Annotated in this window: 13 protein-coding genes and 3 pseudogenes; all 16 read right to left on the bottom strand. The window is 52.8% G+C overall.

The window, feature by feature from the left end:
* Positions 1–8: 8 nt before the first annotated feature.
* The gene (locus ACLJRE_RS17835) at positions 9–455 is read right to left on the bottom strand and encodes a DcrB-related protein (protein ID WP_000375833.1); all 447 of its coding nucleotides are present in this window, start codon (positions 453–455) and stop codon (positions 9–11) included.
* Positions 456–478: 23 nt separating this feature from the next.
* On the bottom strand, positions 479–2,671 hold the full coding sequence (locus ACLJRE_RS17830) for a type VI secretion system Vgr family protein (RefSeq protein ID WP_000011516.1): 2,193 nt from the start codon (positions 2,669–2,671) through the stop codon (positions 479–481).
* A gap of 374 nt (positions 2,672–3,045) precedes the next feature.
* The gene (locus ACLJRE_RS17825) at positions 3,046–3,885 is read right to left on the bottom strand and encodes a hypothetical protein (RefSeq protein ID WP_000654209.1); all 840 of its coding nucleotides are present in this window, start codon (positions 3,883–3,885) and stop codon (positions 3,046–3,048) included.
* Complete coding sequence (locus ACLJRE_RS17820; protein ID WP_001254131.1) at positions 3,882–4,664, bottom strand: TagF domain-containing protein; 783 nt, start codon at positions 4,662–4,664, stop codon at positions 3,882–3,884. The genes ACLJRE_RS17825 and ACLJRE_RS17820 overlap by 4 nt, the downstream gene beginning before the upstream one ends.
* Positions 4,664–8,555 (bottom strand): annotated as a pseudogene (icmF, locus tag ACLJRE_RS17815) (Type VI secretion protein IcmF). The gene ACLJRE_RS17820 and the pseudogene icmF overlap by 1 nt, the downstream one beginning before the upstream one ends.
* Positions 8,556–8,588: 33 nt before the next feature.
* Positions 8,589–8,997 (bottom strand): annotated as a pseudogene (locus ACLJRE_RS17810) (Shiga toxin A subunit).
* A gap of 188 nt (positions 8,998–9,185) precedes the next feature.
* Positions 9,186–9,959, bottom strand: a complete 774-nt coding sequence (locus tag ACLJRE_RS17805; RefSeq protein WP_023212868.1) for a Rap1a/Tai family immunity protein — start codon at positions 9,957–9,959, stop codon at positions 9,186–9,188.
* A gap of 4 nt (positions 9,960–9,963) precedes the next feature.
* Positions 9,964–11,268 (bottom strand): type VI secretion system protein TssL, long form, encoded by a 1,305-nt coding sequence (gene tssL / locus ACLJRE_RS17800; protein ID WP_000132489.1) that lies wholly within the window; start codon positions 11,266–11,268, stop codon positions 9,964–9,966.
* Positions 11,265–12,608 carry a type VI secretion system baseplate subunit TssK gene (tssK, locus tag ACLJRE_RS17795; protein WP_023212867.1) on the bottom strand — a complete coding sequence of 448 codons (1,344 nt, stop codon included), beginning with the start codon at positions 12,606–12,608 and terminating at the stop codon, positions 11,265–11,267. The genes tssL and tssK overlap by 4 nt, the downstream gene beginning before the upstream one ends.
* Positions 12,609–12,611: 3 nt before the next feature.
* Positions 12,612–13,148 (bottom strand): type VI secretion system lipoprotein TssJ, encoded by a 537-nt coding sequence (tssJ, locus tag ACLJRE_RS17790; protein WP_023212866.1) that lies wholly within the window; start codon positions 13,146–13,148, stop codon positions 12,612–12,614.
* Between the two features lie 66 nt (positions 13,149–13,214).
* Positions 13,215–13,700, bottom strand: coding sequence for an Hcp family type VI secretion system effector (locus tag ACLJRE_RS17785; protein WP_023212865.1), 486 nt, complete (start codon positions 13,698–13,700; stop codon positions 13,215–13,217).
* Between the two features lie 142 nt (positions 13,701–13,842).
* Positions 13,843–14,226 carry a type VI secretion system amidase immunity protein Tai4 gene (locus ACLJRE_RS17780; RefSeq protein ID WP_000379083.1) on the bottom strand — a complete coding sequence of 128 codons (384 nt, stop codon included), beginning with the start codon at positions 14,224–14,226 and terminating at the stop codon, positions 13,843–13,845.
* Entirely contained in the window at positions 14,211–14,696 is a 486-nt protein-coding gene (locus ACLJRE_RS17775) for a type VI secretion system amidase effector protein Tae4 (protein ID WP_001081548.1), read from the bottom strand. Before ACLJRE_RS17775 ends, ACLJRE_RS17780 begins: the two co-directional genes overlap by 16 nt.
* A gap of 42 nt (positions 14,697–14,738) precedes the next feature.
* Positions 14,739–14,933 (bottom strand): annotated as a pseudogene (locus tag ACLJRE_RS17770) (type VI secretion system lipoprotein TssJ); the annotation flags it as partial.
* A gap of 67 nt (positions 14,934–15,000) precedes the next feature.
* Positions 15,001–15,486, bottom strand: coding sequence for an Hcp family type VI secretion system effector (locus ACLJRE_RS17765; protein WP_000312802.1), 486 nt, complete (start codon positions 15,484–15,486; stop codon positions 15,001–15,003).
* A gap of 253 nt (positions 15,487–15,739) precedes the next feature.
* Positions 15,740–16,186, bottom strand: coding sequence for an STY0301 family protein (locus ACLJRE_RS17760; RefSeq protein ID WP_001602342.1), 447 nt, complete (start codon positions 16,184–16,186; stop codon positions 15,740–15,742).
* Positions 16,187–16,196 lie beyond the last annotated feature (10 nt).

Genomic DNA, 16,196 nt, shown 5'->3' with positions numbered 1-16,196 from the left:
CCGTGTGATTATTCGTTTTTATCCGGCTGAAAGCCTGCCAGCCAGGTGTTCCAGAGTAGGTCTGCTTTATCATCAAAAGGACGGGGACTGGTCAGGGTGAAGACCAGTACCTTGCCAGGGGTTGCAATAAACCCGGCCTGACGCTGGTACACTTCCGTTTTCCCGGATTTATGGGTGGCGGCAATTTGTTCCCCCATAAGGGCATTATTGCCCGTTCCTGCCTGTGCAGGCGCTCGCGACAATACCCGGTGCTGACCGAGATTTTTTTTCATCAGCGCAATCTGGCGGTCAATATAGGCGGGCAGGTCTTCATCAGGTTTTAGCGTATCGCGGGAAATATTCAGACTGGGCGATGTTCGTTCATTGCCCTCCAGGATAAAAATATTAACGCTGCGATCCGTAAATGTTTCAGGCAGGACAAAACACCCTTCCTGTATGCGGTATGGTCGATCCATGAGAACTCCAGGTTTAATTCAGATCATTCAGAGGTGGGAAGGGGGGCAATATCATCGGCGGTTACGGCTGTGCCGCCATCCGGGTTCATATCAATACCTTTACCAATCAGTTGCATGACATCGCTGGTATGTAACATCAGTTGCTTGCCACAAAACTCAATGGAGCCGTCCTTATGTAAAACAAGCGCCGCATTGCCGCAGCGAAGCGTGAATTGATCGCCAACATCTAGACGATAAGTGGTGCCGATATTGATCGTCTGCGCCAGTTTTACGGAAAGGCCGTCATTCTTCGTTACCGTGGTGTTTCTGTCCTCACCAATACTGTTGGTTTCATTTTTAATAATGGTTTTAGTGCGATCCACCATAACCGTATGCGTTTCATTATTCTTCACCGTGGTGTTGAGATCTTTTTCCGCGTGGAACTTCACTTCCTCCGCGCCGGTTTTGTCGTCAAAACGCAGCATGTTGCCGTTCGTTGGCCCGCCATACAGCGAGTGGCTGAAGATCCCGCTCTGCGACGCCATTCCCGGCAGTCCCCACGGCGGCATGGTGTCCTGGTTGTAGGTACGCCCCACGATGATCGGCAGATCCGGATCGCCGTTTTTGAAATCCACCAGCACTTCCTGGCCGATACGCGGGATCTGGATCATCCCGAAGCCTTTGCCCGCCCATGGGTAGCTGACGCGTATCCAGCAGGAGCTGTTTTCATCCATTTTGCCGTAACGGTCCCAGCCAAACTGCACCTTTACCCGCCCGTACTGATCCGTCCAGATTTCCTGGCCCGCCGGGCCGGTGACGATGGCGCTCTGCGGCCCTTTGGTGTGGGGTTTGCTCACCGTCCGCTGCGGGCGGAACACCTCACGGGTCGGGTGCAGTTCAAAACGGGTGGAAAAGGTAAAGTGCTGGTCCTGCCCGCTGTGCTGCGCGTTGTCCTGCACAAACAGCGTAGTCTGCGCCAACAGATATTCCTGGTTGAGTTCTGCCGTAGGGTGATTCATCAACGCAAAGGTGTAGCCAGTCATCAGCGTACGGATATTCCCGGCACCGTGAACCCGGCTGCCAGGGCTGCGCTGCGCTTCCATACGAATGCGCGTCAGCATTTCGCCTTCGCCCTTGTCGAAATAATCGCCCGGCCATTCGTAGTGTTCGTAACTGGCATGGCCGGTTTCACGCGGGTTTGCCACTGTGTTCGCCAGCCGCGAGCGCGGTTTTTTAAAGTCAAAATCATCCAGTACCCACTGCCCGGTACGCAGACTTTCATTGGCTATAATGGTGTGGATAAATGCTTTATCCAGCTTTAACCCTTTTTGATGCCATTCTACCTCCGGTGAATCCGGGCAGGCGTGATGTGTACTGATGGCATCCGCCAGCACCAGCGTGTGGCTGTCCTCGCTGTGCTCAAACCACCAGTAGATGCCCCACTCCTGCATCAGTCGCTGAAGAAAATCAAAATCAGTTTCACCGTACTGTACCTGCCAGGTGCGTACCGGGTAGCTTTCCACCAGTCGCTTTTCCACCGGATACGGATACTCAGCCAGCACTTCATCGAGAATGTCCACCACGGTTTTATTCTGGAATGCCTTGTAGTCGCTGGTGTGGGTCAGCAGTTTTACCCACGGCTCCATACGCAGCTCATAGGTAACAGAACGCCCTTCATGGCCCACCACCCGCGCCGCCGTGACCAGCCCGCTGATATGCCGTTTGCCGCCGCCATCCAGTTCGATGTTGACGCACAAATCTTTGCCCACCATGGCTTTAAGCGGCAGGTTGGCTGCGGGGGAGACATAGCCCAGATTCAGGGTGTCGGGCGTTTTTAGCTGTACGATGTAGGTAAACAAGCTACCGAGAGCTTCCGAGCCGTTCAGACTGGAAAACAGCAGCATCTGCGGTGGAACTGCGCTGCCGCTGACCGTCACGTTATGTGCGCCCGGCCCGCTGGTTGCACCAGAAATTAGTGCCGATATCACATCCTGCGCCGCGCCCGCCGCTGCCGCAGCCTGTGCCGCCGCAGCCACCGCTGCTTTCACCAACCCCGACGGTTCAGGCAGGTCGCCCATCAGAGATCCCAGCGCCTGTTCCACTGCCGCTTCTGCGGCTCCCGCCACGCTTCCGGCAACCGAACCTGCTGTAGTTCCACTGTTTTCACCTGTTATCGGCGGCGTGGTTGTCGTCAGCCCCCCCATACCGGATTTATTATTTGTGGATACAAAACTCATGGTATTTGCTCCTTTAATACTAAATTTAAGCGCAGTATTTGGCAGTCGGAAATAACATTCCACTGGCACAAACATATTTTAAAAAGCACAAAAAAGCGCTTACGTTTCAAAAAAAATGCAATGCTTATCTTATTTTTTTGAAAGCCAGCAAAATAAGTGGCATACAAATTAAAAAACCCACAACTGAAACAATGAACACATAATTATGATCCGATAAGAGTTGTCTGGCAAACCAGACACACTGGGACGAACTAAAATCCCCTCCCATGCTCATCGTTTCCGAGTAGTTCACTGCAAATATAATATTAAAATAAAAAACAACAATATAATAAATGGCAGAGATAAATAAAATAATCCCCCAGCGTATCCAGAATTTATTTGTCATTGTATGAACTCCCCAGAGAACCGCCAGATGTACCACCAGAATATGGCGACGAGGTACCTGATGAAGCAGAACTTTTTGCTCCCACCCCCATCAGTACAGCGCTCAATCCCTGTGCTGCTCCACTTTTATCACCAATATTAGGATATTGTTGCCTGAATTCACTGGTCATATTCATTACTGACATTGATGAAAAATCAGAACTTTTCTCAATAAGGTATTGTTGTAATGAGAAAGGGATCGTGAAATCTATCTCTGTGTCAACTGTTAACTGTGGCGAAGCAGATACCCCAAATGATGACTGTATAGAAGGTAATATATATTTTGTCTCAAATATTTTCGAACCAGAATATTTAATCCCCTCAACGGAGTGTGTCGTACAATTATTTCCGGTTACATCATAAATATCAATTGTACGCCCCCGCAACTTTACCCTGTCCGTCATTGATTTTGTAGGAACAGGTGGTTTTGCTGCATTCCACAATTTTTCAAAAAATTCACGAACCAATATCGGATTAGCATCATTTATTTCAAACACATGTGCTTCCATCTGATATAGCTCATAACGATAATAAGATCGGGCATCTTCATCTTCAAAGAAGTTTAAAATACCATCTCCGACAGTCGCACTAGAGCCAGTCCTTCCATACCGCCCGTAAGTGTACAAATAAACAGAATTATCCATATGTACAGAGACAAAAGCATGACCCGCACCTGTGGTTTCAACCCACAAAAATACACCGTTTAACAACAAATTATCTTCTGGCTTACAGGTTGCAGCGAAACTATTTTGTTCTTGCGTGTTCAGTGCTGTCTGCCATAAGTCTTTCACTCTTCCCTCCTGTTATTCTCCACCAGTCGCAGCGCATCCACATACCGCCCTTCACTGTTCTGCTGCCAGAACCAGCCTTGCCCCGGTGTTGCCTGCCCCAGCGTCTTACCCGGCCAGCCCGGCCACGGCAGATAACGCACGCCCGGCAGTTCTACTACCGGTGCTTCATCCGGCAGCCCGGTCAGTTCCCGGCTGCGCTGCGATGTACGTCGTAACCCACGCAGCCACTGCGCCCACCACGGCCCCGGCTGCCACATCGCCCATAGCTGGTCCACCTGCTCCGTCAGCCGCCCGCGCCGCATCGTGTCCGGCGTGATATGCTGCGCCGCCAGCCTCGCCAGCCAGTACAGCCAGCCCTGCGTCTCCTGCAAACTCTCGTCCAGCCACTCCCGACCGCAGCGCTGGTAAATCACCAGCGGCCACGGGCGTCCCACGCTATCCCGTGACGCCATCAGCACTCCGGTCAGCCAGTCAGTCGTCCCACCCATCGGCAAAAATCCCGGCGACATTACAAAGCTCCACGGCAGCGGATGGTGTTCCGGCGCGGGCATATCATGTTCGCCACGCGGCGACAGGTGCATCCAGCCGTCACGCTCTTCATCGGTCGTCTGGCCTTCAGGCAACACGATATGCCGCCCGCTGCCCACCCACGTCTGGCGGTTCAGCCAGTCCTGCCATATTCGTCCCTCTTCAGCGCCCACCCGCCAGCGCACATAGTCGCGCTGGTCCGGCAGCCTGCCGAACATCGCCGGGGCTGATACCACCGCTGGCCGGCGCATTACAGCGCCCTCGCCGGGCAACTGAAGTTCTGCAACAGCTCCCGGCTGACCGGGTTAAAATCCCGCCCGGCGGTGATTTCCAGCACCACCCGACGACCGTCAAAATCATATTCCACCAGTTGCCGCCCCCGCACCGCCGTTTCCTGTACCATTCCGGCGTCCAGCAGATGAAACAGCGCCCACGGCCCGCCGGTCAGTAGCGTTGAGGTGTCCTGGCGAATACGCGGGCTGGCGGTGATTTCCGCCATCGAGCCGTTGCGCGGTCCCGGCCACGTCACTTTCAGGGGCCGGTCCGGACCATGGGCGTAGCGCAGCACCTGGCCGTCGATATCAATCACCAGTTCCGTGATGGCCGGGTCCATATCCACCACGCTAATCTGCATCGACCAGGAAAATTTTTTCCCGCCCTCGCTGTTAAAAAACACGCTGCGGATCTGCTTCGCCTGCTGAAACGGCGTTAAATCCGGCCCCTGCAACGTCATGTTGCCTTCGGTCGGTTTGTAGCGCCACGGGTCGCTGGCGGTGTCCGCCAGCGGAGCCAGTTGTTTGCTCCAGAAAGCATCCAGTACGCCACCGCTGGCGAAGATGCGGTTAAAGTCCTCGGCGCTGACCTCCTGCGGACTGTCGGCGAACGGATAGCGCCCGTCGATGGCGTCACGGCAGTCGTCGCCCATCATCGCCTCCATCTGAGTGTTCAGCACATCGCCGGTCCCGGCGTTGATTTTTCGCGTTCCCTGCTTCGTCAGATCCAGCAGGATGTTTTTCAGCGGCGCGGGCAGTTTCGCCGCCTCCAGTTGCAACTTGTCTGCGGCAGTAATGCGCGCTGGCAACGTCCCCGCTGCCAGCGCGCTATCAGCAATGGTCAGTTGGGTGTAATACTCGTTGAGCATGGTCAGCAGCGAAGCGATCTGCATCGTCCCACTGCCGCTCTGTCCGCCGTCCGTCCGCCCGGCAATGACCTCGCGCAGCGCGGCGAAACGGTCATCCACCAGCGTTTTTTCCAGCCGTTCTTCCGGGTGAATATCCTGGAACAGTTTTGCCGTCTGTACCACTTTCCCCGCGTTACCGGATGCGCGCTGCGCCAGTTGTTTCTGTCTGGCCTGCGGGTCCGGCGGCGGCACCAGCGTGGTCTGCTCCACCACCGCTTTTCCCAGCCGCATCAGCGGTGAGTCCGGCGACGCCAGGGTGCGCAGCACCTGTAAATCATAGGCCAGGCCGGAACTGCCCTCTTCCCCGGCACTGTTGATACTATGGATACTGTCCAGAAAATCCTGCCAGCGGCGGGCATATTCCGTCAGGTACAAACGGCGGACTTCGCGGGCGACAGACTGCTCCTGCCCCGGTATCTGGCTGCGCAGGCTGTCAGTCAGCTTTTTTGGCGTACTCTCCCGGCCCATCACCCAGCCATCGTTCGCCGTCGCCGCCGCCACAAATTCCGGTAATCGTTTGTCGAACAGCTCCCGGTATCCTTCACGGGTAAAAATACCCGGCACGCCCCGATCCAGCGGCGCGCCGTTGCTACGCACAAACACCGTTCCCGCATCCGCGCCGACGGCGCGTACCAGCGTGAACTCCTGCGGCGCTTCGCTCTCCATTGCCGCCAGCGCCCGCGCGTAGATACGCTCGGTACTGGTGTGACCGTCGAGGAATGCCCGCGCCTGGCGGATCAGCGCCTCATCTTTCTCATACGGTGAATGCACCACCCGGCTGCCGTCAAACAGCGCTTCGATATGCGTCAGCACGGCGGCGCGCCCGCCGAACCCGGCCACGCTGTCGCTGTTCCCCAGATCGTTAATCACCCACGACTGGATCTCCGCCGCGTTGTATTTATCTTCGTGATCTTTATCCAGATTCAGTAGCAGATAGATGCGCAGGGCATCGTAGGCCGCTTTACTGTCCTGACGGGCAATGGCGTCCGCCAGCACATACTCCATCCGTTTCACCAGCGGCGGCAGCAGCAGTTGATCCAGCAGACGGTTGTACAGCGACGCCACGCTGTCGGTTACCGGCGGTACGCTGTACAGGCCGTAGCGCCAGGTCAGCGGCGGCGCGTCCGGGTCCAGTTCCGGCCAGGCGGACAGTTCCCTTGCGCTGTCCAGCAGTGCCGGGACGGGAGCCATCGCCGGTTTACCGGTGTAGGCTTTCACTTCACCATCCAGCCGGGTCGCGCGGGCGCTGATTTCATTCAGATAGTCGCCGTTGGTCTGCTGGCTGGTCTGCATCCCCTGCCACAGCAGGAATGCCAGCACCAGTACCAGCAGGTGCCCGCCGAGGCGCAGCAGGCGGTAACGCCAGGCCCACTGGAGGTTTGGCTCCACCAGGTGCGCTTCACGGAAAATAAACTGCGTCAGCAGGTCATGCAGAAAGTAGCTGCGATTGCCGTCCGGCAGAGCGTGTGGGAGAGAGGTGGAGGATTCGCCACGGGCGGTTTTTATCGCCCGGACAAAGCGCTGCCAGATACTCAACTGGTCGGCCACGGCGTCGGCCTGCGCCTGCGCGGCGCTGGTGAAAAAGACCCCGCGCAGCGTGTTATTCAGTTGCGTGGCATCGAATTTTGAATCGAGGAAGATCTGTTCAATAGCCTCCAGCAACGGCTCGCCGAGGGCGGCGAACTCACGCGGGAAGGTATACAGCCGCTGGCGGCTTTTAAGGTCGTACTCTTCCTGTAACCGGGTATCCAGTCCCTGATCCAGCCGCAGCGTCAGGCGTGCCAGCTCCTGCGCGCAGGCGGCGTGCAGCGCCTGCGGGTCGCCCGCTTTTCGCCTGCGGGTCGCCCGCTTTTCGCCTGCGGCTGTACGGCAGCGAGAAGCCCCAGATTTGTGCGCGAAGATGGCTGGTCAGCGTGCGAAAATAGTCACTGAAGCCCGGCAACAGATCCATTTTGGTGACCACCAGATAGACCGGGAAGCGAATGCCCAGCGTCTCACGCAAATCGGCCAGCCGCGCACGTAAGGCAGCGCAGGCCGCCAGGCGTTCCGCCGGTGACTGCGCGGTTAAATCCGCCACGTTTAGCGTCAGGATCACGCCGTTAAGCGGCGCGCCGGGGCGATGTTTACGCAGCAGACCGAGAAAGCCCTGCCACTCTCCGGCGTTACGCTGCGCGGCGCTCACTTCTCCGCCGTCATCGTGGCGGGCGTAGCGTCCGGCCGTATCAATCAACACTGCTTCGTTGGTAAACCACCAGTCGCAGTGTAGCGTGCCGCCACCCGGCACTGTCAGGATACGCGAGGTCTGCTCCATTTGCTCCGCCAGCGGGAACTGCAATCCGGTGTTCAGCAGGGCCGTGGTTTTGCCATCGCCGGGACTGCCGACCACCATGAACCACGGCAGCTCATACAGAAAGCGTTTACCCTCGAAAATTTTACGCCAGCCGGGCATGTCCACGCGCAACTGCCGCAGTTGCCGGATGGCCTGCGTGACAATATGGTTGACGGTGCGCAGGTCGGCTTTGATCTCGCCAGCCACCGGTACCTCTTCCCCGCGCGGATGCAGGAAGCGACGCAGCAGTTGTTCATCCATACGTAGCGCACGCCACAGCCGGTACAGGCCGTACAGCGCGTACATCAGCAGGATGAAACCAATTAATGTCAGGCGGACCCACAGCGGCGCAAACGGATGGACATCGCCCAGGGCCAGCAGCGGTGTGACGAAGCCAATCGCCAGGCACAGGACACTGATGCCGATGATACTCATCGACCAGTTGACCAGCCACAGTACCAGCAACATCAGCAACAGGGCAATGGTCACTACCCGGCTACCCACGGAGGCCAGCGGGCGCAGGGTATCAAATGACACCAGCGGCCCGACAAACCAGACCAGCAGCGCCAGAACCAGAACGCCCACAACTGCCAGCGCGCGCCGGGAAAAAAGCAGACTAAGAAATTTTTGCATTATATTTCGACTCGCCACCCAATAATCAATATTTTAAAATTCCCTGGATAAAGTAATATAACCATTAAATCTTACAGAACACTCATCAGCATTCATGAAGCTGGATGCAATGAAAATATCTTTTTCTTTATCTTTGTTAATATAGGTATATTTTGCCACGATAGATTTAACCTGATTTTCATAGTAACTATCGGAATAGGATTTTTTATCTAATATTGCCACTTTATTTTTGGCCTTATCTTTTTCATAATCCATCCTGGCCAGAGATTCTGCATAGACCTTAGATACACTTTGTTTTATCCTTTATAATAGTAGCGACATCTATATTCAGGTCATTTTTTATGGCATCAAATAACGATGACTCCATTGATGCTCCAACCGTAGCACACCCATAACCCTGCGCATAAGAAATGGCAGGAATACCCACCAACAGACAGACCATCACCTTAAACATATCAATCCTTTACCACCAAGACTTTATCTGAACTGGCAGCGATAACATTATCACAGGGTATACCTGTCATACTTCAGGCTGCATGTGTGTTGGCTTTCCTCGCTCACCCCAGTCACGAACTAATGTACGTTCCTGGGGATTCACTCCCTTGCCGCCTTGATGCAACTTGAATGATTTTATATATTACAGGGATACTCTATTAATTTATTTATGATAAGTTCAGCCGCGCGAGAATTCAGTTCCTCATTGGTTTTATTTTTAAGAGAAACATAGACTAATTCATTTAATGTTAGCGTCTTAAATAAATCGTATCCACACCATAGTTTTTTCTCCGTTGCATCCTCCACGCCAAGCAGATAGATACCCGCCCTGAGTTTATCCAGTTGATTACCAGATACCCAAAATTTAAAAAAGTCATTACCTGAAAGATTAAGCGCATCCGGAGTCAGGGATAAAATGGGAGATGACCGGGAAGCAATTTTTATAGAGGGGTCTGTCCTCTGACAGGGAAAATTTTTAACTAATGCTTCCTCTATTAGTATTGAAGCCCTTACATCAGGCTTTGTCACCGCGTGCTGTTCAAGCCAGGTCAGCACAGTATGGTTTATTGTTATACTGTCAACCTGACCATATCCACACCAGGCTTTACCTTCTGTAGCATCCGCCACCCCCAGCATATACATCAGTGTATTGTCTTTTTTCTGTACGTTGTCAATGGCATAAAATTTCAGAAAATCCTGCGTACTGAGATTGACATTATCGGGGGAAATGAATCCTGCGTTAATCAGGGACCCGGCAAAAACGCCACCGGGTAATAAACAACATAAAATGATCAAAAAAACACGGATAGATCGTTTTATGTGATATGTCGCTGAGATCCGATAATAATCCCCCGTCACGCCACATATTGCCGAATGATGAGACACATCATAGGTCGATTTTTTTATCATTCATTCACTCCACTACCAGAATTTCCACCCGACGGTTTTTCGCCCGCCCGGCTTTACTGCCGTTATCCGCCACCGGCACCGTATCGCCCTTGCCGACGATATGTACCCGTCCGGCAGGTACGCCGCCGGAGGTCAGCAACGCCGCAACTTCCGCCGCCCGTTTTTCCGACAGCACCAGGTTGGATGGGAATTCAGCCGAATGAATGGGCTGGCTGTCAGTGTGACCCGTTACAGTGACTGCGCCGCCCACGCGGGCGATTTCCCGCGCCGCTTTGTTAATCACTGGCCGGATTGCGTCACTCACCGTTTTTTGTCCCGGTACAAACATGGCGTCGCCACGGAAGACCACCCTACTGTGCTGGTCATCTTCGTCCACGGTCAGCAGGCCACGGGCGATTTCGTTTGCCAGCAGGATTTTCAGCCGCAGCTTATGAACCGGCACGGGCGGCGGCGGCAGTTTTATACCAATCGCATCAATATGCTGTTGTACGGTGACGGTCTGCACATCCATCCGGTGGCTGTAAAGGCCAAACAGCGTCAGCATCGCCAACAGGGCTATCCCGGCGCTCAGCCAGACCGGCACCCGGCGCATCCGCCGCAGTCGTCCGCTTATCGCCCCCTGAAAGTCAGGCGAGAGCGCGGGCATGACCGGATCGCGACGCTGTGAAAGCTGTGTCAGCAATTGCTGGCGAATATTGTCCAGTTGCTTACGCCCGTCTGGCTGCACGCTGTAGCGGCCTTCAAATCCCAGCCCCAGCAGGTGGTAGATAACCTCCAGTACGTTGCCATGTTCCTGGAAGCTGGCCGCCAGACGCCCGATGATCTGGAAAAGTTTTATCCCGCCTTCGCTTTCACCATGAAATGTTACCAGCAGGCTTTTTCCGGCCCAGACGCCGCGCCGTCCCCAGGTTGTGTTATTGGCGGCTTCATCAAGCGCCGTACACAGGCAGTAACGTACCGCCAGTACGTGCTCGCGCCGCAGGTTCGCCTGATCGCATAATGTCTGGTACAGATGCATCTCGCGTACCAGCAGATTACGGTAAGGCTCTACCAGGGCCGCATCCAGTTTAGCGGGCATGGCTGCGAGAGCGCACAATAAAGGCCGGGCAGCGGCGAGCAACGGGTTAGCCGCCGCGCTGATTTCAGCCAGCCGGAGTTTGCTGTCCGGACCGTCTTCAACGATGACATTGAGTTCCGTGCGCTGGCTGGTGTGTACCGGCGTTTCATATTCACTGTTCTTATGTTCCGGCGTGGTGGACAAAAAGGACATCATGTCCGCCGCTGGCGGCGTCAGGGTACTGTCTGTCATTTATCGCGCACTCCCCACAGTTCTGTCTCCAGCCCCGGAAATTCCCCGGCGGTATGCATGGCCATCCCGCCGTAACGGGCAATGTGTTCCCACAATGCTCCCTCGCGGCGGATGTCGTAATAGATGTATCCGGCCTGAAACGGGATTTGGCGCGGTGGTACAGGCAAAACCTGCAAAGCCAGCCCCGGCAGATGCGAGCGGATCAGTTCCGGCAGGCGATCGGATGGCCCGATTTTGGTCTGGGCGGCAAAATGTTGCAGTAGCACATCGGTCGGCATTGAAGCCTTTATCGCCAGTACCAGCGTGCTGAAATCGGCAAGATCGGAAGGAGCCACCACCGCATTCAGGATGCCGTAAGTCCCCTCTTTCAGCTCGATGCGCTGCGCGCCCCGGATCAGTACTGCATTCAGCAGGAACTGCACCTCATCAACCAGTGATTTCAACCCGGCATAGGGCGTCAGGTGTTTGTACTCTTTGTATTCAGCGGGCCGTCGCGTTTGTGGACGCACATAGGTGGAGAGTTCCCCGGCCAGTTCGGACAGGTAGCGATACAACACTTCCGGGGCCAGCGGGGTTTTCGCCAGGTGAATCAACAGCGGCTCAAAGCGATTGAGAATTTGCAACAGCAGGTAATCGGAGACCTCCGCTGCTTCATGGCCGTGGTTGTCGCTGCCGGTCAGCCGTTCCGCCAGCGAATCGGCCCGCATCCGGATGAGATCGTTGATCCACGACAGCCAGGTACACATCAGTGAACTGGCCTGATAATTAATGATGGGCGGGATCAGGTCGTGGTCGATATCTATCCGCCCGTCAGGATTCAGCCCGGTGATGCGGGTCAGCGGCAGGCCAATCCAGGCGCCCGTCACCGCCTTTTCCGGCAGCAGCCGCAGGCGCAGGTGACTGAGCTGTAATAACTGCGCGCCACGTCCCAGCGAGTTGGCGTCGCGGATGTCGTGTTCGTGTACCGAGAAACGCGCCAGTGATTCCGGGTTATTGTCAAACGTAGTTTCTTCGCTGTTCGGCGCGCGTACCGGTACCGCCAGACAAATCTGCTGGTTCAGGTGCTCCGGCAGGATGGTCAGCGGCGGCGGCAGCGGGGTATGGTCCGGTGCGTTAAACGGCGTGCCGTCAGGAAAAATCCCTGATGCCTCTTTCAGTATCAGTTTACCGATGTTCAGCGCTTCGCCATCAATATTGTAGTGGCTGAATCCCCAGAAAAAGGGGGTCAGCGGCAGGCTGCGGTAATGCATGACGTGTTCCAGATAACGCTCTTGCTGCTGAAACATCTGCGGCAGTAAAAATTGTCCTTCACTCCAGACTACGCGGTCATTCCAGCTCATAATTCATTTATCCCGTTCCGTAATTACAATGGCGCTTTGTTCCAGTTCCGCCTCCAACTGCACTTTTCCTTTCCCCGGTACGAAGCTGCTGTACCAGGCTTTTTCCGGGGCTTCCGGGATTTTGTAGGTTACCCGCCAGACCGATTTGGCCAGGTTACGGTATCCGGCCAGTACGCCGATTGCCGTGGTCTGCGCATTCAGCGGGCGACGCAGTTTTTTCTCTTCGCCGGGACGCAAAATAAAGCTGTCGCGACGCACTAAATCGTCGGTAAGGACGGATTTGTCGTTGTCATGGAGCGACCAGTAATCAGCTGTCGTGAAAGCGGCGTCATTTTTTAGTTCATAAACACGTATCTCAATGGGCGCGGCCTTCTTCTGATTGTCAGGATTCACCTTATCAGAGGCTTTCACGCTCAGGTCGAGTCGCTGTGATTCGAGGTCAGGTAACGCATCGCTACTGCCGCATCCGGAAAGCAGGAGCAGTGCAAAAGGCATAGCTACCGCACATAACCGCCGAGTGGGGTTACGCCATTTATTCACTGTAAATTCCTTTAAAATCAAAACAATAAATCCGGCCAGATATAAATCTGGCCGGAAAAACAACCGTTAAATTTCTTTGTTGGCCTTGAAGTCGTAGCCTGCGGTGATGGTGCCGCCGCTGCCGCCCTGCTGGTTCTGCACCACGTATTCCTGTTTCACGGTGCTGAAGGAGAGCTCAATTCGCTCGCGAGACGCGATTTCGCCTTCTCTGTTACCGCTAGGTGAAACGACCGCAACGATCAGATCGGTAAAGGTGTACTTGAGGTACTCCAGCGGGTTGCCGCCAGCCTTACGCATAACCAGAATGGCCTGCGGAATGTGCTTGCCGGAGGCGCAGTATTTGAACAGGTTCGGGCTGGCGCGATCGATATAATGCTCGAATTCCAGATTAGTGACGGAGACCTTACCGGAGCCGAGGCCGCTACCGGCGTGCATGGTGGATTCCTGATGGATATTCCAGCGCCAGCTCAGTACTTCAATTTCATTTTTGTGTTTGTCATCCATCGACTCACCGTCGATGCCGTCAATTTTCAGAAAAATATCATAAGACATATCTACTATCCTTTTAACTACCTAAATAAGGCCCTGATTTATCTGCTTTATTAGGTGAACAGATTAACTATTACTGTACAGCTCTCTATTACCCATAAATTCATCAGAGCAAGAGAACATATGCTTTTAATATCTTTGAATTTTACTTCTCGACACGCCTTTCAATTAATTCATTTAATTCACTGTCGTGGATAAAATCTATGCACTTCATGGTATTAAAATCTGATGATATCGAGCCATTATATTTCAACCCTGAATATTTTTTCGCAATCTCATCAATTTCATGATAAATCTCCACAGATTGTTTACCATATTCAAGGTAAGCACTGGCCGTAGCTCTGGCATCGTTTTTAACGACATCATCTTTGTATACTAATGCCAGACAATGACTCAGCGCCCAATTTTTTAAGAGTTCCGACTGTGAATATTGTGTGGTCAATGCTTCTTGTGCAAAAGATGGCTGCCATACCAGCATTCCACTTATGCTGAAAGTAACTAATATTAACCATTTCATGGCAGTATCCACAGAGTCCCAACTTCAGGAACAAATGGTCCATTATCTGGGTCATTTAATAAGTGGCACTGATCTGAACAGATACTGCCATTCCATAATGTAACGTGTCCTCTGGCATTGCTCCAGCCATGCCCTTTTACTACGATAATTCCTTTCTTCCCTATAAAGTCACTCTGTTTTGGATTATTAACAATAAGATCAGGCTTGCCCATATTATGAGTAAGATGATCAATCATATCATTCACACGATAAATATAGAATTTATTATCGGCACCACTAACCTTTGCATACGGGGAGTTACGGGCTATTGGGAATCCTGTCGCATTCAAAACATAGCTCATTCGAATAGGACAGGCATTTTGAAAATAACCACCAGTTATATTTTTCCCAACGTTTCCACCAATAATGCTACCCACATCAGCGACGGAATGATTCACCTTCCTAAAAGCTAGCCACGCTTCATTGAATGAAGGTCTGTTCATTTTGCTTACCCTCTAAAAATTCTGTGTAGCTCATTAATTCTCAACACGTATCTTCATGGACGCCGCTTTCTTCTGATTGTCAGAATTCACCTTGTAAAACGCTTTCACGCTCAGGCCAAGCCGCTGCGATTAGGGGTCAGGTAGCGAATCGCTACTGCCGCATCCGGAAAGCAGGAGCAGTGCAAAAGGCATAGCTACCGCACATAACCACCGAGTGGGGTTACGCCATTTATTCACTGTAAATTCCTTTAAAATCAAAACAATAAAACCAGCCAGACATAACATCTGGCCGGAAAAACAGCCGTTAAATTTCTTTGTTCGCCTTGAAGTCGTAACCTGCGGTGATAGTGCCGCCGCTGCCGCCCTGCTGGTTCTGCACCACGTATTCCTGTTTCACAGTGCTGAAAGAAAGCTCGACCGTTTCACGGGAGGCGATTTCACCATCGTGGCTGCCGCTCGGGGAAACCACGGCGACAATCAGGTCGGTGAAGGTATACTTGAGGTACTCCAGCGGATTGCCGCCAGCCTTACGCATAACCAGAATGGCCTGCGGAATGTGCTTGCCGGAGGCGCAGTATTTGAACAGGTTCGGGCTGGCGCGGTCGATATAGTGATCAAAATCCAGGTTGGTGACGGAGACCTTACCGGAGCCGAGGCCGCTACCGGCGTGCATGGTGGATTCCTGATGGATATTCCAGCGCCAGCTCAGTACTTCAATTTCATTTTTGTGTTTGTCATCCATCGACTCACCGTCGATGCCGTCAATTTTCAGAAAAATGTCATAAGCCATTTTTATATCCTTATTAAGTTTTACTTAAAATAAACCTGATTTTATCTATATCTTTTTGTTTATAGATAAATCATTGCCGTACAGAATCCTTCTCCAATAACTTCAGGAGAACAGAGGACTGTATATTTTTCCGGTACCGATAATGTATTTAGTTATTTTATGAATTTGCATTATTTAATGCATATAAATAATGCTTCATAACTTCCGATAATAAAAACCATAACCTGTACTGAAATTTTCACGTCTCAAATCGCTAATTACAGATAAAAGATACAGACTGGTCTTCTGGCGATCCCTCAAAATTACGAGTCTTACAGCGAGTAGAAGAAGCAGGTATTGGTTGCGTCAACCATATCTGTTCATGACCATAAATACACGAAACCCAATAGCGATCGGTTTCTTTATCGCTAACACGTTCTGTTTCCCATACAGACCAATTTTCACCGTTTACTTTTTTAGTCTCTGGTTTGAGATCCATCAGGTTTTCAGGTTTACCCTGCGTTACCCCAATACTACTTAACCATAAACGCGACATATATCGGGGAGAAAGCTGCCACGCCGCTGGGACATCAGACTTCAGGCTCACAGCAGAAGACTGAGTATCAATAACAGCCGGGCAACTGACTTCCCAGGCTACAGCATATTGTGAAAAGAGCAGAACAATACCAGGTAACAGATGAAAAGTTGGGCTTATGGTCATAATATGTATT

The organism is Salmonella sp. SAL04157 (genome assembly GCF_046551635.1).
GTDB lineage: Bacteria > Pseudomonadota > Gammaproteobacteria > Enterobacterales > Enterobacteriaceae > Salmonella > Salmonella enterica.
This window is presented reverse-complemented; position numbering and strand designations above follow the sequence as displayed.

Excerpts from the sequence above, each read along its gene's own strand:
- ACLJRE_RS17760 (WP_001602342.1), bottom strand. The coding sequence starts at position 16,186 with ATGACCATAAGCCCAACTTTTCATCTGTTACCTGGTATTGTTCTGCTC.
- ACLJRE_RS17805 (WP_023212868.1), bottom strand. The coding sequence starts at position 9,959 with ATGATAAAAAAATCGACCTATGATGTGTCTCATCATTCGGCAATATGT.
- ACLJRE_RS17820 (WP_001254131.1), bottom strand. The coding sequence starts at position 4,664 with ATGCGCCGGCCAGCGGTGGTATCAGCCCCGGCGATGTTCGGCAGGCTG.
- ACLJRE_RS17775 (WP_001081548.1), bottom strand. The coding sequence starts at position 14,696 with ATGAACAGACCTTCATTCAATGAAGCGTGGCTAGCTTTTAGGAAGGTG.
- ACLJRE_RS17835 (WP_000375833.1), bottom strand. The coding sequence starts at position 455 with ATGGATCGACCATACCGCATACAGGAAGGGTGTTTTGTCCTGCCTGAA.
- ACLJRE_RS17785 (WP_023212865.1), bottom strand. The coding sequence starts at position 13,700 with ATGTCTTATGATATTTTTCTGAAAATTGACGGCATCGACGGTGAGTCG.
- ACLJRE_RS17830 (WP_000011516.1), bottom strand. The coding sequence starts at position 2,671 with ATGAGTTTTGTATCCACAAATAATAAATCCGGTATGGGGGGGCTGACG.
- tssL (WP_000132489.1), bottom strand. The coding sequence starts at position 11,268 with ATGACAGACAGTACCCTGACGCCGCCAGCGGCGGACATGATGTCCTTT.
- tssK (WP_023212867.1), bottom strand. The coding sequence starts at position 12,608 with ATGAGCTGGAATGACCGCGTAGTCTGGAGTGAAGGACAATTTTTACTG.
- ACLJRE_RS17765 (WP_000312802.1), bottom strand. The coding sequence starts at position 15,486 with ATGGCTTATGACATTTTTCTGAAAATTGACGGCATCGACGGTGAGTCG.